Consider the following 18,599-nt stretch of genomic DNA (forward strand, 5'->3'; position numbering starts at 1 on the left):
ATCGTTGATGAACTGATAAAACAGCGAGAAGAATAATGAAGCCCTACGCGGTGATTGGCGCAGGCCCCATGGGTCTGTGTAGTGTACGGAATCTGGTGAAGCACGGCATCCCTTGTGTGGGATTCGAGATCCACAGCAATGTGGGTGGCCTGTGGGATATCGACAGTCCCACCAGCACCATGTACGAGTCGGCACACCTGATTTCTTCCAAGCGCATGACCGAATTTGCCGAGTTCCCTATGGGGGATGAGGTGGCGCTTTTTCCGCATCACCGTGAGCTGAAGGATTACTTTCAGGCTTACGCGCAGGAATTTGACCTGTACCGCCACTACGAATTCGAAACTGAAGTTGTGCACTGTGAGCGGATGGGCGATGACTGGCATATCACGACCCGCCATAAAGGCGAGGAGCAGACCCGTGTGTTTGGCGGCCTGCTGATCGCGAATGGCACCCTGCATCATCCCAACAAACCGCAACTTCCCGGTGACTTCGCCGGAGAGCTGCTGCACTCCTCTGATTACCGCGATCCGGCGATTTTCGAAGGCAAGCGCGTTCTTCTGGTAGGGTGCGGCAACAGTGGTGCGGACATTGCGGTGGACGCCGCGCATCGCGCGAAGAGTGTCGATATCAGTCTGCGCCGCGGGTACTACTTCCTGCCCAAATTTATTGGCGGCAAAGCCACCGATGCGGTGGGCGGCAAGATCAAGCTGCCGCGCTTTATCCAGCAGAAAATCAGTGCTGCTCTGTCAAAATTCATGCTGGGCACGCCAGAGCAGTACGGCCTGCCAAAGCCGGATTACAAGATGTTTGAGTCCCATCCGGTAATCAACTCGCTGATTCTCCATCACATAGGTCACGGGGATATCAAGGCGCGCAAAGACATCGCGGAAGTGGACGGCCAGCGGGTAACCTTCACTGATGGCAGCAGCGGCGAGTACGACATGATCCTGCTGGCGACCGGTTACAAGCTGCACTATCCGTTTATCGATCGCGCGCACCTGAACTGGGAGTCTTACGCCCCGCGTCTCTATCTGAACGTCTTCCACCCGGAGTACGACAACCTGTTCCTGATGGGAATGGTGGAAGCTGCCGGGTTGGGCTGGGAGGGACGCAACCGCCAGGCGGAAATGGTGGCCCTGTACATCCGCCAACTGGCCGAGGGCGCGGAATCTGCGCGCAGGCTGAAGGCGACCAAACAGGCCCAGGCCGGGAGTCGCGCGGACGGCGGGATGAATTACCTCAACCTGGAGCGCATGGCCTATTACGTGCACAAGGACACTTACCTGAAGGCACTGGCTGGTCACACCGAGGACTTGCTGAAAGGGTATCAAATTGCGGATACTGATTATTTTGTAGCCAGTCCCGCTTCGGCGACCCGCTGAGGTCGCCTGGACCATGAATGAAATGAACACCGCTCTCTCGCCGGCAATGGCGGCCTCACTGGAAACATTCCAGATGTCACCTGCGGCGCTGATCGCTCTGAACGCGATTCTCGCGTTCATGATGTTTGGTGTGTCTCTCGGCCTGCGCAGCGCGGACTTTCGCCGCGTCATGCGTCGCCCGGTGGCGCCCATCACCGGTCTGGTGGCGCAGTTTCTGCTGCTGCCTGCCATCACCTGTGTCGCGACCTGGGCACTGGATATCAGCCCCGGGCTGGCGCTGGGTATGATCCTGGTTTCGTGCTGTCCCGGCGGCACCTTCTCCAATGTGATGACCTGGATCGGGCGCGCCAATGTGGCCACATCGGTAAGTATGACGGCCATCTCCAGTCTCGTTGCGGTGGTAATGACCCCGTTCAATTTTGCGCTTTACGGCAGTCTCAACCCGAATACCCGCGATCTGCTGCAGGCCATTGCCCTGCCAGCGGAGAACATGGTGCTGATTGTGGTGATGGTACTGGCGGTGCCCATGGTGTTGGGCATGGTAATTGGCGCGCGCTTCCCGCGGTTTGCCGAGGGCAGTGAGCGCTATTTCCGCACCGCGTCACTGCTGGTGTTCCTGCTGTTTGTGGCTATTTCCTTCAGCAAGCACTGGCAGACGGCGCTGCAGATCGCCGGTTCGGTACTGGTACTGGTAGTGGTGCACAATGCGCTGGCCTTCCTGATTGGTGACCTTTCCAGTCGGGCAGCGCGCCTCCCTGTGGGGGATCGGCGAGCGGTCACCATGGAGGTGGGGATTCAGAATTCCGGTCTGGCACTCGCTATCCTGTTCACCTTCTACCCCCAGGCGGGCGAGATGCTGGTTATCGCGGGCTTCTGGGGCGTGTGGCATCTGGTATCCGGGCTCTGCCTGGCGGGCTACTGGAATTATTCCAATGGCCGCCGACAGTCAAACGAAGAACAAAATGAGCGGGCCGTAACGGCCGATTCGGTCTGACGCGCGAAATATCAGACCTCGAATAAAAACCGACACCAATAACAAAATCGTTTTGCCAGCGACTGCCGGTCGCAGGCCGGGGAAAATAAGAGTTAAAAATGACTGAAAAGCGGGTATTGATTACCGGTGCTGCGGGCTACGTGGGCTGTCTGTTGGGGGAATCCCTGAGCAAGCAGATGCCTGTAGTGGGCATTGATATCGTCCAGCGTGACGCCGGGTTTCCAATCTTTGTAATGGACATCTGTGACGAGGCACTGGCGGAGCTGCTGCGCGCGGAACGTATTACCCATGTGGTGCATCTGGCGTCGGTGGTATCCCCCGGGCGCGACCGCGCGCGCGAGTACAAGATCGACGTGGAGGGCACGCGCAACGTACTGGACGCCTGCGTCAAAGCGGGTGTCGCCCATCTGACCCTGACCAGTAGCGGTGCGGCCTACGGTTATCACGCCGACAATCCGTCGTGGCTACAGGAGTCTGATCCCCTGCGCGGCAATCCGGAATTCGCCTACTCCGATCACAAGCGGCTGGTGGAAGAAATGCTTGCGGAGTACCGTCAGCAGCACCCGCAGCTCAAGCAATTGATTTTCCGTCCTTGCTCTATTGTCGGCGCAACCACCAACAGCAAGATCAGTGCGCTATTTTCCGGTCGCGGTATCCTCGACCCCGGTGCGCACAATTCTCCCTTCGTGTTTGTATGGGATCAGGATGTGATTGGTGCAATCGAATACGGAGTGACTCGCGGTGCCCACGGTATTTTCAACCTGGCCGGTGACGATGCGCTCACCCCGGCTGAGATCGCACGACTTTTGAATAAACCCCTGCGGCGCCCGCCGGTGTGGTTGCTGAAATTCATCTTGTCACTCAGTTTCAACTTGCGCCTTGGTAACGTGCAGCCGGCTCAGGTTATGTTCCTGCAGTATCGGCCGGTGCTGTTGAATCATCGCCTGAAAACAGAACTTGGTTACCAGCCGCAAAAAACTTCCGCCGAGGCGTTTGCCTTTTTCGCGAATAACGCGCTGGGAATTCCGGTCAGTGCGGAAGATGCGCGTGTTACCCGCTTTGATAGTGTTCCGGCCGGGGAAACGAAAAGACAAGAGCGACAGGGGGAGGCAGCATGAATTTTCTGAGGGGCAAGCGGGTGAACCGCGATCAGGTAGCGGTCGTTACCGGTGCTGCCGGCGGCCTCGGCTGGGCCATGGTGCAGCAGCTGGCGGAACGAGCCCAGGAGAACGGGACTTCTCTGCGTCTGGTACTGGTGGATATGAATGGGGATGCACTGCAGCAGCGTGCGGCAGAGTTAACTCAATCGGTTGTTACGGTGGATGTGCAAGTGGCAGATCTGTCCGCAGAAGCTTCCGTTGAACAGCTGTGCCAGGAGTTGACCGCCCGCTACCCGCAGGTCGATTTGCTGATCAATAACGCGGGTATCACCCATCGCAGCCTTTCCACCCAGACGACCAACGCGGTGATTCGCCGGGTAATGGCCGTGGATTACCACGCGCCGGTGGAGCTCGCGCAGGGGCTGCTGGCACCGATGCGTGCTGCCGGCGGCTGTGTGGTGAATATCAGTTCCATGGCGGGGTGGATGCCGGTGCTGGGGCGTGCAGGATATTGCGCGGCCAAGAGCGCGCTGCATCAGTATTTTGAAACCTTCCGTGAGGAAGTCCGTGAGGACGGAATTTCCGTGTTGATGGTGTATCCGAGTTTTGTCGCCACCAACATCGATGCCAATGCACTGTCGGGCGATGGCGGTCGTGCCCAGCACGCGCAGAGTACCGTCGGTCAGGTGCGCACAGCCGACTGGATGGCGGCGCGAATTCTGAATGCGGTGGTGGCGGGTAAAGAGCGGCTGTTCCCGAGGGATAAAACCCTGCTGGGTGCCTATCTGTACAAACTGGCGCCGCGTCTCTTCTTGCGGCAGATGGTGAAAAATTTTCGCGTAGAGCTGGAAGAGGGGCGCAAGCTGGCGCGCCATTCCAGCGCGGTCTGATGCGCGCAGCCGTTGCAGGCTGCGTGTTACCGCTGTTTATTGCCTGCTTTCCTTGAAGCGCGTCGCTTTTCCGGCGCGCTCGACCTACAATTCACGCCCTCAATATCGCGAATACACCTCATCCGAGGTTTCCTGGGGGCTTTGATGGCGCTAATCGACAGCCATTGCCATTTTGACTTTGATGCCTTCGCGGCTGACCGCGGCCAGGTCTGGGCGCGCTGCCAGGCGTTGGGCATGCAAGGGCTGATCATTCCCGGTGTGAGTATTCCCCAGTGGCGACACTTGTTCGCGCTTGTGCATTCCGAACCTGGTTGGTTTGGGGCTGTGGGGGTGCACCCCTGGTGGGTTGCTGAACTAGCCCTGGCTCCGTCCGACGTCGGGCGTGCGGTGATCGAGCGGGTGACCCATGAGCGCAAGCGGGAAGTCGGGGGGCAGCGCTGCATTGCGGTTGGTGAATGCGGCCTTGATGCCACGATCGAAACGTCACTTGCCCAGCAGTTGCCGGTATTCGAAGCGCAGCTGTGCGCAGCGCAGGAGTTGTCGCTGCCGGTGATCGTCCACTGTGTACGTTGTCACGGGGAAGTGCTGCGGGTATTGAAAAAGATTTGCCCGCAAAAAGGTGGTGTCATTCACGCATTCTCCGGTAGCCGTGAGATTGCCGAGGAATATATCAAACTCGGTTTTACCCTCGGCGTTGGTGGCACCATCACCTACGAGCGCGCGGCCAAGACCCGGAAAACCCTTGCCGAAGTACCGCTGGACAAGTTGCTGCTGGAATCCGATGCGCCGGATATGCCCCATGCCGGGCGCCAGGGTGAAAGAAACAGCCCGGAATATCTGCCTGCGGTTGCACGAACACTGGCGGAACTGCGCGGGGTCTCGGTGGACGCGGTGATTTCCCAGACGGGAACGAATACCCGCGTACTTTTCGGGATTTAATTAAAAATGCTTTTCTCTCCCGAACAATTCAAACAACATTTCCCGCTCTTCACTCAGGAGGAGAATCGGGCGCTGGTCTATCTGGATAACGCGGCGACTACCCAGAAGCCTGATTGTGTCATCGAGGCGCTGCGTGACTTCTACCTGTTCAGCAATGCCAACACTCATCGCTCAAGTCACCGGCTCGCGCGCCGGGCAACGGAAATGGTTGAGGGGGTTCGGGGCGCCGCTGCTGCATTTCTCAATGCCCGGTCCCCCCGTGAAATTGTGTTTACCCGCGGTGCTACCGAAGGCTTGAATCTGGTCGCCAATAGCCTGTGCAGCACACTTGCAGCGGGCGATGAAATCGTTTTGTCCACCGCGGAGCATCACGCCAACCTGGTTCCCTGGCAGATGATGGCAGAGCGGTACAGCTTGCGCTTGCGCTTCGTCCCGGATGTCGGGGGCATTCCGCAGTTTGATCGGCTGCACGAGGTACTGTCTGCGCGCACCAGAGTCGTATCCGTGACCGCTGGTTCCAATGCACTCGGGTTTCGCACTGACTTGGCGGCGCTGCGCACGATGCTGGACGGGCGGAATTTGTACTGGGTGCTCGACGGCGCGCAGTTGGCGGCGCACGATCAGGTCGATGTGGGCGCTATTGGTTGTGATTTTTTTGTCTGCTCGGCGCACAAGTTTTACGGCCCCACCGGCATCGGACTGGTGTTCGGGCGCGAGCAGCTGTTGCAGCGATTGCCCCCCTGGCAGGGCGGTGGCGAGATGATTGCCAATGTCGATCTGCTGTCCAGTAATTATGCGGACCTGCCGCACAAGTTCGAGGCCGGTACATCGTCACTGGCGGCGATTGCCGGCCTCGGCGCCTGTATGGCGTTCTTGGCGCAGCAGGATCGCGCGGGTATGGCGCGGCACGAGCAGCAGTTACAGCGCTACCTGCACCAACAGCTGGCGCAGTTTGCAGAGTTGCAGTTGCTCAGTTGCCCGCACAACAACCTCGGCATCGTCAGTTTTATTCACCCACGGTGTGCCGCCATTGACCTGGCGCAATGGTTGGATGGGCGCGATATCGCAGTGCGGGTAGGGCATCACTGTGCGCAACCCCTTTTGCAAGCCGCTGGTCACACCGCGACTCTGCGCGCTTCGGTAGCGGCGTACAACACGCGACAGGATCTGGACCGGTTTATTGCCGCGGTGCAGGAATTTCTCGAGCAGTTGGGGGCTGATGGCGAGCCGGTTTCCGCAGTGCCGGGTGGCGAAGGCGCATCCGCTACTCAGCAGTGGCAGGGGGACGATCTTTCGGCACTGGATGCCGAACAATTGTGTGTGCATCACAATTGGCAGGATCGCTATCGAACCCTGATGGGGTGGGCCAAGGTAATTCACCGCAAAGACGCCATCCGCACACCCGACAACCTGGTTCGGGGCTGTGAGTCCAGTGCCTGGCTGGTGCATCGTCAGGATGGCGATCGGCATTACTTCGCTTTAGATAGCGATAGCCGCATTGTGAAAGGGTTGGGTGCTTTACTGTTATCGCAGATAGAGGGTTGCCGGTCCGGCGAGGTGAGTGTCGCACAGTTGCAAAAACTGTTTGATGAGCTGGGGCTGGCGCAGCAATTGAGTGAATCCCGCGGGAACGGGTTTCGTGCACTGATGCAGCGCGCTTTCGATCTGATGAATGCGCGCTGAGTTTTTTGTTTAACCTGCCTTTCGCGCTTGCTGCAGTAATCGCTCAACAGCTTTCGCTGCGGCGACAAACCCGAAGGTGCCTGTGACCATGGTGGCGGCCCCAAAGCCGCCGCTGCAATCCAGCTTTACCCCGTTCTGCATGCGGCTTTTCTGTTGGCACACCTGACCATCGGGCTGCGGGTATACCATGGGTTCGCTGGAATAAATTGCATCCACGCCAAACTGACGTTTGCTGGATTTCTGGAAGTTGTGAAAGCGATACAGGTGCTGGCGGACTTTCGCCAGCATCGGGTCGCTGACCGTGCGCCCGAGATCGGCGCAGGTGATCTGTGTAGGATCCTGTTTGCCACCCGCCGAGCCCACGGTAATCAAACGCAGCTTGCGCGCCTTGCAATAGGCGATGAGTGCAGCCTTGACGCGGGCATTGTCGAAAGCGTCGATAACCAGGTCGATAGAATCCCGTTCCGGCGCCAGTAGCTCGGCAAAGTTATCACTGGCGATAAAGTCCTCGACGGTCTCTACGTGAATTTCCGGATTGATGTTGCGCAGGCGCTCAGCCATTGCTAATACCTTGATTTCCCCAACGCTGTGTTCCAGCGCGTGTATCTGCCGGTTGGTGTTGGTGATACACACATCATCCAGGTCGATCAGGGTGATCCTGCCGATTCCGCTGCGCGCCAGGGCTTCCGCAGTCCAGCTTCCCACACCGCCAATCCCGATCACCACCGCGTGTGCGCCGTGCAGAATCGGCAGCGCATCGGCACCATAGAGTCTTACGATGCCGCCAAATCGCTGCAGGTAAGCGTCGCTCAGGTACTTTTGAGTCTGGGAGTCGGGCATACGGGTTCCGGTACCACTTGCTATTGGATTGAACGATAAACCGAAAGAGGAGGGGGAGGGCACAGGGCGGAGGGGCCGCCCTGCGGGAAGGGAATCGAATCAGTGCACGTGGCCGTGGTCGACTTCTTCCGGGGTCGCTTCGCGCACGGAAACAACCTCGATGTCAAAGTGCAGCTCGACGCCCGCCAGCGGGTGGTTGCCGTTGATGGTTACCTGGTCACCGTCGATGTCGATGACTTCAACTTCGATCGGCTGACCCTCGGTGCTCTGGGCACGGAAAGCCATGCCTACTTTCAGCTCTTCGACACCACCGAATGCGCTTTTCGGCAGGGTCTGAATCAGTTCCGGATTCTGGGGGCCGTAGCCGTTTTCAGGCTCTACCACGACCTTGAACTTGTCGCCGGCACTCTTGTCCAGCATTTCCTGCTCCAGCCCGGGGATGATGTTTCCTACGCCCTGCAGGTATTTTAGCGGCTGGCCACCTTCGGATGTGTCGATCACGGTACCTTCGGCATCTTTCAGGGTGTAGTTGATCTCCACAACGCTGTGGTTAGCAATTTTCATTGGCAATCTCTTGTTTCTTGAGCGTGAGTTGTAGCGCTTACCGCTTACAGAGAAAAAGCAAACGGGGATATAGGCTGTGTGAGGGTGCATTGTATGGGGCGGCCCCGGTGGTCGCAACCGAGGCCGGAAAGGGATATCAGAGGGTATGCAGGGTAGCCGCTCAACCGGGGCTAGCAGGCGATGGACAGCGGCGTTTCACTCCGGTCGTACAGGTCGCTGACTGTGCGCACCAGCTGCCCGCTAAGCGATGCAGAAAACCCAAGTTCTAGCAGACGAGCTTCAAAATACTCCAGCAGAGCGTCAAACAAAGCGGGGTTCAGGCCGCGCGCGAGAAAGCTGGCGCGGGCGCTGTGAACCGGCTCAGCCTGCTCCGCCAGGGCGTGGCTCAGGAACTGTGCCTGGCGGGTATTCTGTTTCCCGTGTTCGGCGGTATCCTCCGTCGACAGGTACTTCCCGATGGCCTGGTAAAACTCACCTACCAGCTGGTCGACAAAGGCGCGGCCCCCAATAATGTCGAGCAGGCTGCATTCGCCCTGATTTCCGATGTTGGGGTGGACGGTGCTGCGTCGGAGCGCTGGTACTGCAGATACAACCTGTGGCATGGATGGAATCCCCCTGTGAGACGGTCATTCTGGTGTTCTTGCTGGTGCCCCTTTCCTTTTACCCTTGTGCTTTAGATAGCAATTGAGCGCGTTTAGACGCCGCTCTCATTCGGGTTGGGGCTACCGGTTTCGATATGGGCGGCAAGGTTACGGGATGGAAATACCACTGCCAACAAAACGGCAAGAAATTGTCACACTCTTCCACGGGTGTTATTGCGCTTGTTTAAATGCGCGCAATCTCCCGGCGCGGTATGCATCTGGTGCCTGTTTTTACAGCGTTTTCTGGCGGCTACTGGATTGCCATTAGCTCGAGAGAGTCATGTATGTAACCAGGTAATCAGGCGCCAGCGCACTCGGGCTGGTGATAGTGTGAATGCCACTGGTAAAATCCGTAGATTCCGTAAAGCGGCAAATCAACCACCGAGCAGGACATCCAATGGCCAGTATTTTCACCCAGATCATCAATGGCGACCTTCCGGGGCATTTTATCTGGCGCGACGACTTGGTTGTGGCAATCATGACGATCGCACCGATCAAGCCGGGTCATTGCCTGGTGATTCCGATTGAGGAGATCAACCATTGGGACGATGTACCGGCTGAAACCAGTGCGCACCTGATGCGTGTGGCGAGCAAGGTGGCCAAGGCCCAGAAGCACGTATATAGCCCCGCGCGCGTGGGCGTGATGGTGGCGGGTATCGAGGTGCCGCACACCCACTATCACCTGGTCCCGATCAACGAGATTGCCGACCTGGATTTTGCTTTGCAAGAACAGGCGGAGCCGGACGCACTGGCCGCAGAGGCGGCGAAAATCCGCGAGGCACTGGTAGAACTGGGCTATCGCGATACCACTGATTCATAGCGAGACAAGAGTCTGCATAACACTGCATCCGAAACGCGCACTGGCGGCGTCTTACTGGCAATCAGTGAATTGGCAGCCCCAGATGGGCGCCGTGCAATAAATAGGCAATGACTACAGGTAATCGGATCATGGGCTCCAGATCTTCAACTTTTGCTCGCTTTTTCACCGCTGCGCTATTGGCGCCTCTGCTGCTAATTGCCGCTTCCGGCAGCCGCGCCGAGGAAAGTCGCAGCTTTGCCGTCGACGGCTTCTCCGCCATAGTGCTGAAAGGTAGTTCTACATTGAAAGTCGTTCAGGGATCTGAGTTCTCGGTTACCGCTCACGGAGAGGATGGTGATCTCGAACACGCCAAGGCTGAGGTCAGTAACGATACTTTATCGCTGTCGGTGGAGCCGGATCGCAAGAGCCTGTTTGGCGTAGTTACCGTCAGTAGTGAGCCGGAAGTCGAATTTCGCGTGACCCTGCCGACGATTTCGTCCATACGTGTAACCGGCTCTGGAGAGGCGACGGCGGGCATCCTCGAGAGTGCCAAGCTGGATCTTCGTGTCACCGGCTCCGGGTTGATTCATGTAGAGAAAGTGGCGGCTGAGTCCCTCAATACCAATGTCACAGGATCGGGTGATTTGATCCTGGGTACTATTCTCGCAGTGCAGGGCAATACGGGTGTGACCGGCTCCGGCGATATCCGCATGGACAATTTCATCGGTGAGGCGCTCAACGCACAGATCAAAGGCTCAGGCGATATGATGATTGGCGGCAAAGTGGCCAATCTGAAGATTACCATTATGGGATCCGGTGATTTTGTAGGTCGCAATCTGCAGGCGACCAACGCCGGTGGCGCGGTGATGGGTTCGGGAGATATTGTGCTCAAGCGCCCGGCCAGTGAATCTTTCTCGGTCATGGGTTCTGGCGATATTGCTCTGGTAGAGTAATCTGGAGAATCCGGTTTTCCACCGCCACGTTTGCGCTATCAAGCGCTGCCCCTACCGGGTGTACCGCTGGAAATGGAGTTTGAGTGAGTTCTGAAAACCACGGTCGCGCCGACAAGGGCCGCCTGCACGGCCTCAAGAAACAGTTGCGCCAATTGGGTAAAGAGGCGCTGGATAAATCGCACTGGGCCGCCGAGCGCCTGCTCGACAAGCGTCTCTGTGTGGGGATCACGGGGCTCAGTGGTGCCGGTAAATCGACGCTGATCACCAGTCTGGTTTATCAGCTGAGTCATCCTGACAGGGCGCAATTGCCCGGCTTCGCGCCAGCGCTGAATGGCCGCCTCCTTGGTGCTGAGCTTCATCCCGCGATCGACACGGGGCTTCCCCTGTTCGAATATCAGCGCTGCCTCGAGGCGCTCACCGCCAGCCCCCCGCGCTGGCCAGAATCTACCCGTGACCTCTCTGCATTGGAGTTGCACCTGCATCTGCAGGGGCGCCGTCTCGGTCGCAATTATCGGCAGAAGCTGATTCTTGAATTTCGCGACTACCCGGGGGAATGGCTGATGGATCTCCCGCTGTTGCGGATGGATTTTTCCGCCTGGTGCCGGCATCAACGCGACCTTCTGGATGGCGAGACCCGCCGCGCGCTGGCGCCGGAATTACTGGCACGCCTGCAGCAGCTCAGTCCGGAAGCCACCGCAGACCCGCGTGAACTGGACAGTTTGTGGCAGGACTATCGCCAGTTCCTGCGAGACTGTCGCGGCAGCGCCCGGTTGAGTTACCTGCAACCGGGCAGGGCGCTGCTGGATAATGAGGAATACGGCTTTTTCCCGTTGCCCGCACTATCCCACCACAGTGCGGCAGAGCTGGCGGCGCTTCCCGAAGACAGTGTTTATCGCGTGCTGGAGGCGCGATACCGGGATTATGTAGAGGTCCATGTGGCGCCTTTTGTGGACAGTCACTTTCGCCACCTCGATCGCCAGCTGGTGCTGGTGGACCTTATCGGCACTTTGTTCGCCGGTGAAGATGCGTTGGAAGACATGCGTATGGCGTTCGGGCATATCGCCGACACCTTTCGCTACGGAAGCAATGGTCTGTTGCGCAAACTGTGGCGTCCGCGGATCGACCGGCTTGTATTTGCCGCGACCAAAGTGGATCAGGTGCTGGCTGCCGATCACGATGCGCTGCGCCAGCTGCTGGGGCAGCAGCTGCAGCAGGTTTTTTCCAGCGCGCGCCACCGAGGCTTGCCACTCTACTGTGAAGCCATTGCCGCCGTGCGCTGCTCCAATGAAAGTGTCCGCGACGGGCGGCGCATGCTGGTGGGGCATGGCATGGACGGCAGCTACCTAGGTTTTGAAAATGCTGAAATACTCGCTCACTTACCCCAAGAGGGGGATTGGCAGCACTATAGTGGCGGTTTGCCGCCTCAGTTGCGGCCTCCGGTAGGAATCGGCCGCGAGGGGTATATGCCTCATATACGCATCGATGCGCTGCTAAATCTGTTGCTGGGAGATAAAGTGTGAAGGATGCGCCCGACAATAGCTCCGCAAAGGGGCGGGACAGCGACGGCCGGGGAGCGGAGCCCCGTCGGCAGACACGGATAGAAAACCTCGATGCCGAGGAGCCGGCACTGCGCGAACGGGCGAGCACCCGAGTGGAGTCTCTGGCAGAGGAGCCGGAGCAGTTGCCGCGCTCCATAACCACCGGTGAGTCACTCCCGGACACCATTTCATTTTCCGAATTGCGCTTGCCGGTGTTCCGTTTACGCCTTTGGAAACCGGCCCTGCTTGCCGCTCTGGCGCTGACATTTGGTGCGGTTTTTTGGGAGTTGCGCCAGTTCTTTTACTGGGCGGCGGATATGCACTGGAGCCTGGGACTGTTGGCCGGAATTGTGATCGGTACGCTGGTGGTCACCATGGCCAGTGCCGTGTGGGAATATTTTCGCGCGGGCAAACCGCTGCGCAAATTGCAGAAAACCCAGGAACTCGCCGCTCAGGTACGCGATAGTCGTGCGACAGATGCGGTAGAGCCCCTTAACCAGCAGTTGCGCGAGCTGTTTGATGGTAAACCCCAGGGCGCGCTGCTGGCGCGAGTTCAGGAAGAAACGCCAGACTATTACGATAACAGCGAGCTACTGAAACATCTCGAGCTCAACTTTTTCGAAGCCTTGGATCAGGAGGCACTGCGGCGCATTGTGCGTCACGCAACGACAACCGGAGCTCTGGTGGGGTTGAGCCCGTTTACCACACTGGACGTGCTGGTGGCGCTGCGCCAATCCATGCGCATGATCGATGATGTTGCGCAGATTTATGGTGTACGGCCATCAATTGTAGTGCGCTGGCGGCTGTTCAAGAAAATTCTCGCACTGGTGGCGTACAGTGGTGCAAGTGAATATGCAGTCAGTGAACTTTGGCCTGAGTTGGTGGGGGACAGTATGTTAAGCACTGTATCCGCCCGCCTCGGGCAGGGCATGGGCGCCAGCTTGTTTATGGCGCGGATTGGTCTTGCCGCGGTTCACAGCTGTCGCCCGATCCCGTTCTCGGAAAAGCAACGCCCCAGGCTCGGCGCGCTCACTCGCCGTATTGCGGCAAGCCTAAAAGAACGACTGTTGGGGCGTGATCAGGGACGCTGGCCAGACATGCCGGCTGAGAGTGTGGCAGAGGGGCTGAAGGAGAAAGAGCCAGCTGCACGCGGAGCTGGAAAGGGGACAAGCGGGGGGAGCTAGCCTTCACGCGGTGATGCGTTCGCGGCTATCCCCCCATACTTGGTGGTTTACTGAAACTGTTTTTTCATCAGAATCCGGGTGTGGTGCTGGTCCATTAACTTGGCCAATGTTTCGTAGCGGCTCTTGATGAACGGGTGCGGATTGTTCGCGCCAGACTCATCGGGGTACTCGACACCTTCGCGCACCAGCTGCAGTTCTTTGGCCAGGGCATCGATCGCGGTAAAGATATCCTTGGTATTTTTCTCATCGTAGAAAACGTGAGTACTGGCGGTATCCTTCAGGTACGCATTGCACTCTGATAGCCACTCGGAGCGCTGTTTCAGGAAGTTGATGGTATTGCGGATGCCACCTTTATATTCCGGCTTGAAGTTTTCATTGACGTACTTGCCGAGGCTTCGCATTCCAGAATCGACAAACTGCTCGACCAGTCCATCGCAGTATCCCTCGGTCAGATAGGAGGGGTGCGCATTTGCGGATGCGTTACCGGATGCCAACAGAATACCGAGCGTCACGGCAGCACCCAGCGCTCGCGTAAACTTCTGGCACAGGTTTGGCCGGCTGGTTGAGGTGGAGTGTGTTGTTGTTAATTTTGGCGTTTTCATTTTCGAGTGCCTTGCTGTTGTTTTCGCTATCAGGCTTGTTATTGTGATAAACATCACATAAGTATCTAAACGCCAGTCTTATGTCAACGGCTTTTAAGTGCGAAATGTCACTTATGTGCCAATTGCGGAACCAGTCCGCGTTTGCCCAGGCCAATTAGTGGTCATATAGGCCTTTTTTTTCGGCAAAAGGAGTGAGATTTGTCTGAATTTGATTTTGATCTTTTTGTGATCGGCGCCGGCTCTGGTGGCGTGCGTGCAGCGCGAATGGCTGCAGCAACCGGCATGCGCGTCGCGGTGGCGGAAGATCGGTATATGGGCGGAACCTGTGTCAACGTGGGCTGTGTGCCAAAAAAGCTATTTGTGTACGCCAGCAGCTATCGCGAGGCGTTCGAGGATGCCCAGGCTTACGGTTGGCAGGGGCAGACCGGTGCAAAATTTGTTTGGCCCACACTGCGCGACAATAACGCAAACGAGGTCGCCCGCCTGAACGGAATCTATCGCAATCTGTTGGGCAACGCCGGAGTGACCATCATTGACGGCCGCGCTACATTGACTGGGCGGCAGCAGGTGACGGTTGGAGAAAACCAGTACTCCGCTCAGCGGATTCTGGTGGCAACCGGCGGCTGGCCTTTTGTCCCGGAATTTCCCGGGAGTGAATACGCGATCACTTCCAACGAGATATTTTCTCTCGAAGAGTTTCCGAGGCGCGTGCTGGTCGTCGGCGGAGGCTATATTGCCGTGGAATTTGCCGGTATTTTTGCCGGTCTGGGAGCCGAGACGCACTTGTCCTACCGTCGGGATCTGTTCCTGCGAGGTTTCGACAATGATGTACGTCGCTTTGTGCGCGACGAGATGGAGAAAAAGTCAGTACGGCTGCATTTTCAGCATCAGGTGACATCCATCGAAAAGAGCGCAGATGGCTGTCTGCGGGTGCATGACAGTGAGGGTAATGTGCTGGAAGTGGATGCGGTTCTTTACGCCACCGGCCGCAAGCCCAACACTGCTGGCCTGGGGCTGGAAAAGCTCGGGGTAGTGCTGCACAAGGATGGGACCATTGGTGTGGATGATAACTTCCGCAGTAGTGTGACCTCGATCTATGCACTCGGTGACGTCACCGGCGGGCCCGAGCTGACCCCGGTAGCTCTGGCGGAAGCCATGGCACTGGTGAAGCACTGGCAGAGCGGTAAGACCGCAGAGATCGATTACAACAACATCCCAACGGCGGTGTTCTGTCAGCCCAACATTGGTACGGTGGGATTGACCGAAGAAGAAGCCCGTCAGGCGGGTATTCCCGTACAGGTGTTCCGCTCCGATTTTCGCGCTATGCGTCATTCGGTCAGTGGGCGGGATGAGCGCACCCTGATGAAGCTGATCGTGGATCGCAACAACGACAGAGTGGTCGGGGCGCATATGGTGGGTCCCGACGCTGGGGAAATCATTCAGGGGTTGGCGGTCGCCATGAAAGCCGGGGCAACCAAAGCTATATTTGATCAGACTATTGGCATTCACCCGACTGCGGCAGAGGAATTTGTCACCATGCGCACTCCGGTGTCGGACTGACTGATCGTAGGGCTCTATGCGGCAGTAGCAATTAAAAAAGGCGGGACAATGTCCCGCCTTTTTTATTGGTCATTGTTCACCGGAAGGCTAGAGAGCCTGCCGCACAAAAAAATTTTACAACTGCTTGGTCTGAATCCGGTGCGCTATTCAGTGACGGCCTCTACCTGCGGTATCTGGTGGCGACGGGTTTTGCGGCGGTCGCCGCGCTCTTTCAGGCAGCGTTCGGCCGAGTTGAAGGCGCCATTGACCGCTCGGTGAATGGAATCGCTCTCATTGGTAATGGTGACCGGGTTGCCGCTTACGGCGAGCTCAACGGAAGCTTTGTATTGCCTTCCTTTGTGCTTGTGTTGATGGGGGGCTTCGAGGACCACACGGCTTCGTATGATATCGCCACAATAACGTTCTAGCTTGTCCAGCTTCCTGGATACCGTGTCTGCAAGGGATGCAGATTTGTCGATGTCACGGAACACAATGTTATCGTAAGGCGCAGATTTCATGGGCACATACCTCCGGTTATAAAGGGTCCATGCAGGCCGCGATGCGCGGTTTGCTGAAAGAAGGTAGGGCGCCCTGTAGGGAGAAAATGACGGGGTTGAAAAATAGGTCACCAGAGGTCGCAGAGTCGTGGCTGTTTGAACAGCCGGTAAAATGTTTTGCGCTCGGGCCGGTTTTCAACCAGGTCAGGATTAACTCCCTGTGATCCATAATGCGATTCTCAGAAAAAAAATCAAGCACCAGAATCAATAAAATGTCATAAAAAATTGCTAGGACCTGGGGAACTTTTTCGGCTTGCGAAAACTGCGAATTGCGGCACAGGTCACTCAATGCCCTGCAATCTTGTTGGCATGGTCATTGCTGGACAAAAACGAGTGGGGTAAATTTGTCGAGGTACGTGAGGAATCGTGCGTGAGAGCGGCACCAGGCCGACCAGGGGCTTTTCGAGGGCTTTTGGCGGCAGGTTGCTCGATTTTCATACGGTCGGGGCCGAATATCGGTGCCTCGGCACATCAAGAGCGCCAGGTTAAGGGGTTTCCCGCCGGGTGCTCTCCTGAAGTAAAAAATCAAACAATGGATTTCACAATGGTGGTAAACCGTGGCCGCTCGCTGTTGATTGCGGGCCTGTTGGGGGTAATTGGCTGGAATACGGCGCTGCAGGCAGCTTCTTCGCTGACCGCGGAGCAGAACAGGCTTGCACGGATGGAGCAAGTTCAGGAAAACCGGTTGGTTGAGCTGGAGGATGTCGAGAACGAAATGCTGGCTTATGAGTATAAGCTGCAACGTGCTCAAGACTCGCTCAGCAAGGCGCGGGATAATTACCAGCAGAGCCTCGTGGCCCTGAAAACCGCAGAGCGCGAGCACAAGGGTGCGCCCAGCACGGATACTGAGCGCGCCCTGCACAAGGCGCGCCACGCCCACGATATGGCTGAACGCGGCGTCGATAGCCGCAATCGACGGGTGGAGATTATCCAGTCCAATTTCGCAGAGCTTGAGCAGCGACTGACTCAGTCGCGCGAGTCTGTCGCCGGCGGCAAGTCTCGGTTGGCCACTCAGCAAGCGCTGGTGGACTCCCTGGTAAAGTCGATGTTGACGGAGGCCAAGACCAAGGCTCAGGCGAAGAAGGTCGAGCAGGCGCAAAGCGCTCAGCCAGCGGTAGCCATGTCCCAGCCGAAGATCCCCGAGCCGACCCTGGCATCGCTGACGCCCGCGGAAGTTGCGCCGGCGGAGGCGCCGATTGCCGAGGATGCAGCACCGGCGGAAGCCGTGCGTGAGATAGACCCGGAGTTGCTCGATTACGTGCGCGGCGAGCGCGATCGCCTGGAAAAGCTGTTGGGTGAGCTCGATGAGGGCGAAGATGGCAAGCAGACCTTCCGCAACCTGACCCTCAAGCCTTCAGGTGAGGATTCCATTGAGTTCGAGTTTCTTGGCCAGAACCAGTACAAGTTGATTGCGCCGGTCAGTGCTGGCCGTCAGACGTACAAAATCAACTCCTGGCGTTTCCGGCGGACAATTCCATCGGACGATAATGGAGAGCGCTACGTATTTATTTTTGACGCCCGGCGCCTTTCGCGCCCGCGTCTGGTGATGTATCCCGAGTACGTATTGTCGCAACTCGACTAGCAGGTCAATCTACTGCTTTTCCCCCGAGCGGGGGGGGGGAATCGCGAGAGCCCGCCCGGTTTAGCCCCCTGGCGGGCTTTTTTGTGTCCTGAGGTTCACCCGGACTAGGGCTTCCCCGATAGTGGCGTGGTCACCAGTGGTTGATACTGGCTGCCACCGGGGGCGAGCAGGCTTCGGTAGAGCGTAAGGTTATCCAGTGCGCAACTGAGGTCGGCGGGGATAGGCGGGAGACGGGAAAATCCGGCATTACTGCGAGCGAGGGTGAAGTGGGGACGAAATGATTTCCGCTCAGGTACTTTGCCGATGGATCGCATGACTACCTGGCACGCCTGGTGTAATTTGGCCAGTGCTGGAGAGGGAAGGAGCTCTGCGGCAAACAGCTGTGCGCGGGCTTTGGGGAAGGGATGAGCGCTGACAATTTTTCCGGCCAGCGGCGCAGACTGCGCGGCGATTTTTAGCAGCTGCTGCTCGATGGCGTCGAGGTGGACAGGATCGGTTTCACCAAGGAAGGCGAGGGTTAGGTGACGATTGCTGTGGCTGATCCAGCGACAGTTTCTGGGCATACCGCGCTGCCTGGCTTCGGCACAAATTCCGTCGAGGAAGCGCTGGGTGTTTCGGTCCGGTGCGATCCCAATGAACAGGCGAACCAGACCGGTATCCCGATGTGACTCATTCGAGTGCGCATTTTTTTTCATGTTTTTTTATTTTTTGATCTTGAAGCCGATTTGGTCGGCCCTATATCTATGGGTAAGGGAGCAGGCTCGACAGAGGTGTTCCCGAATCGCCGGATACCCACATAAGGGGTGCTTAAC

Annotated in this window: 19 protein-coding genes; 12 read left to right on the plus strand and 7 right to left on the minus strand. The window is 57.7% G+C overall.

What is annotated here, in order from left to right:
* Window positions 1-35: 35 nt before the first annotated feature.
* From ACYX4K_RS04415 to ACYX4K_RS04440, 6 genes are all read left to right on the plus strand, one after another.
* Entirely contained in the window at window positions 36-1,382 is a 1,347-nt protein-coding gene (locus tag ACYX4K_RS04415; protein ID WP_475093323.1) for a flavin-containing monooxygenase, read from the plus strand.
* Window positions 1,383-1,395: 13 nt separating this feature from the next.
* Entirely contained in the window at window positions 1,396-2,376 is a 981-nt protein-coding gene (locus ACYX4K_RS04420; protein WP_475093322.1) for a bile acid:sodium symporter family protein, read from the plus strand.
* Window positions 2,377-2,474: 98 nt separating this feature from the next.
* Entirely contained in the window at window positions 2,475-3,494 is a 1,020-nt protein-coding gene (locus ACYX4K_RS04425; protein WP_475093321.1) for an SDR family oxidoreductase, read from the plus strand.
* A complete protein-coding gene (locus ACYX4K_RS04430) occupies window positions 3,491-4,366 on the plus strand; it encodes an SDR family NAD(P)-dependent oxidoreductase (RefSeq protein ID WP_475093320.1) in 876 nt (291 codons plus the stop codon). The genes ACYX4K_RS04425 and ACYX4K_RS04430 overlap by 4 nt, the downstream gene beginning before the upstream one ends.
* Before the next feature lie 144 nt (window positions 4,367-4,510).
* Complete coding sequence (locus tag ACYX4K_RS04435) at window positions 4,511-5,305, plus strand: TatD family hydrolase (protein WP_475093319.1); 795 nt, start codon at window positions 4,511-4,513, stop codon at window positions 5,303-5,305.
* Between the two features lie 6 nt (window positions 5,306-5,311).
* The gene (locus ACYX4K_RS04440) at window positions 5,312-6,988 is read left to right on the plus strand and encodes an aminotransferase class V-fold PLP-dependent enzyme (protein WP_475093318.1); all 1,677 of its coding nucleotides are present in this window, start codon (window positions 5,312-5,314) and stop codon (window positions 6,986-6,988) included.
* 9 nt (window positions 6,989-6,997) lie between these two features.
* Here ACYX4K_RS04440 and tcdA read toward each other — a convergent pair whose 3' ends face one another.
* The 3 genes from tcdA to ACYX4K_RS04455 form a co-directional block, all read right to left on the minus strand.
* On the minus strand, window positions 6,998-7,828 hold the full coding sequence (gene tcdA, locus ACYX4K_RS04445; RefSeq protein ID WP_475093317.1) for a tRNA cyclic N6-threonylcarbamoyladenosine(37) synthase TcdA: 831 nt from the start codon (window positions 7,826-7,828) through the stop codon (window positions 6,998-7,000).
* 99 nt (window positions 7,829-7,927) lie between these two features.
* Window positions 7,928-8,392, minus strand: a complete 465-nt coding sequence (locus ACYX4K_RS04450; protein WP_475093316.1) for an FKBP-type peptidyl-prolyl cis-trans isomerase — start codon at window positions 8,390-8,392, stop codon at window positions 7,928-7,930.
* 170 nt (window positions 8,393-8,562) lie between these two features.
* On the minus strand, window positions 8,563-8,994 hold the full coding sequence (locus tag ACYX4K_RS04455; RefSeq protein WP_475093315.1) for a hypothetical protein: 432 nt from the start codon (window positions 8,992-8,994) through the stop codon (window positions 8,563-8,565).
* A gap of 436 nt (window positions 8,995-9,430) precedes the next feature.
* Here ACYX4K_RS04455 and ACYX4K_RS04460 point away from each other — a divergent pair, with 436 nt between their 5' ends.
* The 4 genes from ACYX4K_RS04460 (at window position 9,431) to ACYX4K_RS04475 (ending at window position 13,507) form a co-directional block, all read left to right on the plus strand.
* Complete coding sequence (locus tag ACYX4K_RS04460) at window positions 9,431-9,853, plus strand: HIT family protein (RefSeq protein WP_475093314.1); 423 nt, start codon at window positions 9,431-9,433, stop codon at window positions 9,851-9,853.
* Window positions 9,854-9,981: 128 nt separating this feature from the next.
* Complete coding sequence (locus ACYX4K_RS04465) at window positions 9,982-10,785, plus strand: GIN domain-containing protein (RefSeq protein ID WP_475093313.1); 804 nt, start codon at window positions 9,982-9,984, stop codon at window positions 10,783-10,785.
* Between the two features lie 83 nt (window positions 10,786-10,868).
* Window positions 10,869-12,305 (plus strand): YcjX family protein, encoded by a 1,437-nt coding sequence (locus tag ACYX4K_RS04470; protein WP_475093312.1) that lies wholly within the window; start codon window positions 10,869-10,871, stop codon window positions 12,303-12,305.
* Window positions 12,302-13,507: a TIGR01620 family protein gene (locus tag ACYX4K_RS04475; protein WP_475093311.1), complete on the plus strand. Its 1,206-nt coding sequence runs from the start codon at window positions 12,302-12,304 to the stop codon at window positions 13,505-13,507. The genes ACYX4K_RS04470 and ACYX4K_RS04475 overlap by 4 nt, the downstream gene beginning before the upstream one ends.
* Window positions 13,508-13,554: 47 nt before the next feature.
* On the opposite strand, the gene ACYX4K_RS04480 is transcribed toward ACYX4K_RS04475, so the two are convergent.
* On the minus strand, window positions 13,555-14,019 hold the full coding sequence (locus ACYX4K_RS04480; RefSeq protein WP_475093310.1) for a hypothetical protein: 465 nt from the start codon (window positions 14,017-14,019) through the stop codon (window positions 13,555-13,557).
* A gap of 288 nt (window positions 14,020-14,307) precedes the next feature.
* Between ACYX4K_RS04480 and gorA the strand changes: the two genes are divergently transcribed.
* The gene (gene gorA / locus ACYX4K_RS04485) at window positions 14,308-15,669 is read left to right on the plus strand and encodes a glutathione-disulfide reductase (RefSeq protein ID WP_475093309.1); all 1,362 of its coding nucleotides are present in this window, start codon (window positions 14,308-14,310) and stop codon (window positions 15,667-15,669) included.
* Between the two features lie 143 nt (window positions 15,670-15,812).
* Here gorA and ACYX4K_RS04490 read toward each other — a convergent pair whose 3' ends face one another.
* A complete protein-coding gene (locus ACYX4K_RS04490; protein WP_475093308.1) occupies window positions 15,813-16,166 on the minus strand; it encodes an HPF/RaiA family ribosome-associated protein in 354 nt (117 codons plus the stop codon).
* A 16-nt stretch (window positions 16,167-16,182) separates the two neighbouring features.
* Window positions 16,183-16,494 (minus strand): hypothetical protein, encoded by a 312-nt coding sequence (locus tag ACYX4K_RS04495; RefSeq protein WP_475093307.1) that lies wholly within the window; start codon window positions 16,492-16,494, stop codon window positions 16,183-16,185.
* Between the two features lie 243 nt (window positions 16,495-16,737).
* On the opposite strand from ACYX4K_RS04495, the gene ACYX4K_RS04500 reads away from it, so the two are divergent.
* Window positions 16,738-17,787 (plus strand): hypothetical protein, encoded by a 1,050-nt coding sequence (locus ACYX4K_RS04500; RefSeq protein WP_476178773.1) that lies wholly within the window; start codon window positions 16,738-16,740, stop codon window positions 17,785-17,787.
* A gap of 104 nt (window positions 17,788-17,891) precedes the next feature.
* Here ACYX4K_RS04500 and thpR read toward each other — a convergent pair whose 3' ends face one another.
* Window positions 17,892-18,482 carry an RNA 2',3'-cyclic phosphodiesterase gene (thpR, locus tag ACYX4K_RS04505; RefSeq protein WP_475093305.1) on the minus strand — a complete coding sequence of 197 codons (591 nt, stop codon included), beginning with the start codon at window positions 18,480-18,482 and terminating at the stop codon, window positions 17,892-17,894.
* Window positions 18,483-18,599: the final 117 nt, after the last annotated feature.

The sequence above is a fragment of the Microbulbifer sp. ABF4_107 genome (assembly GCF_056312215.1).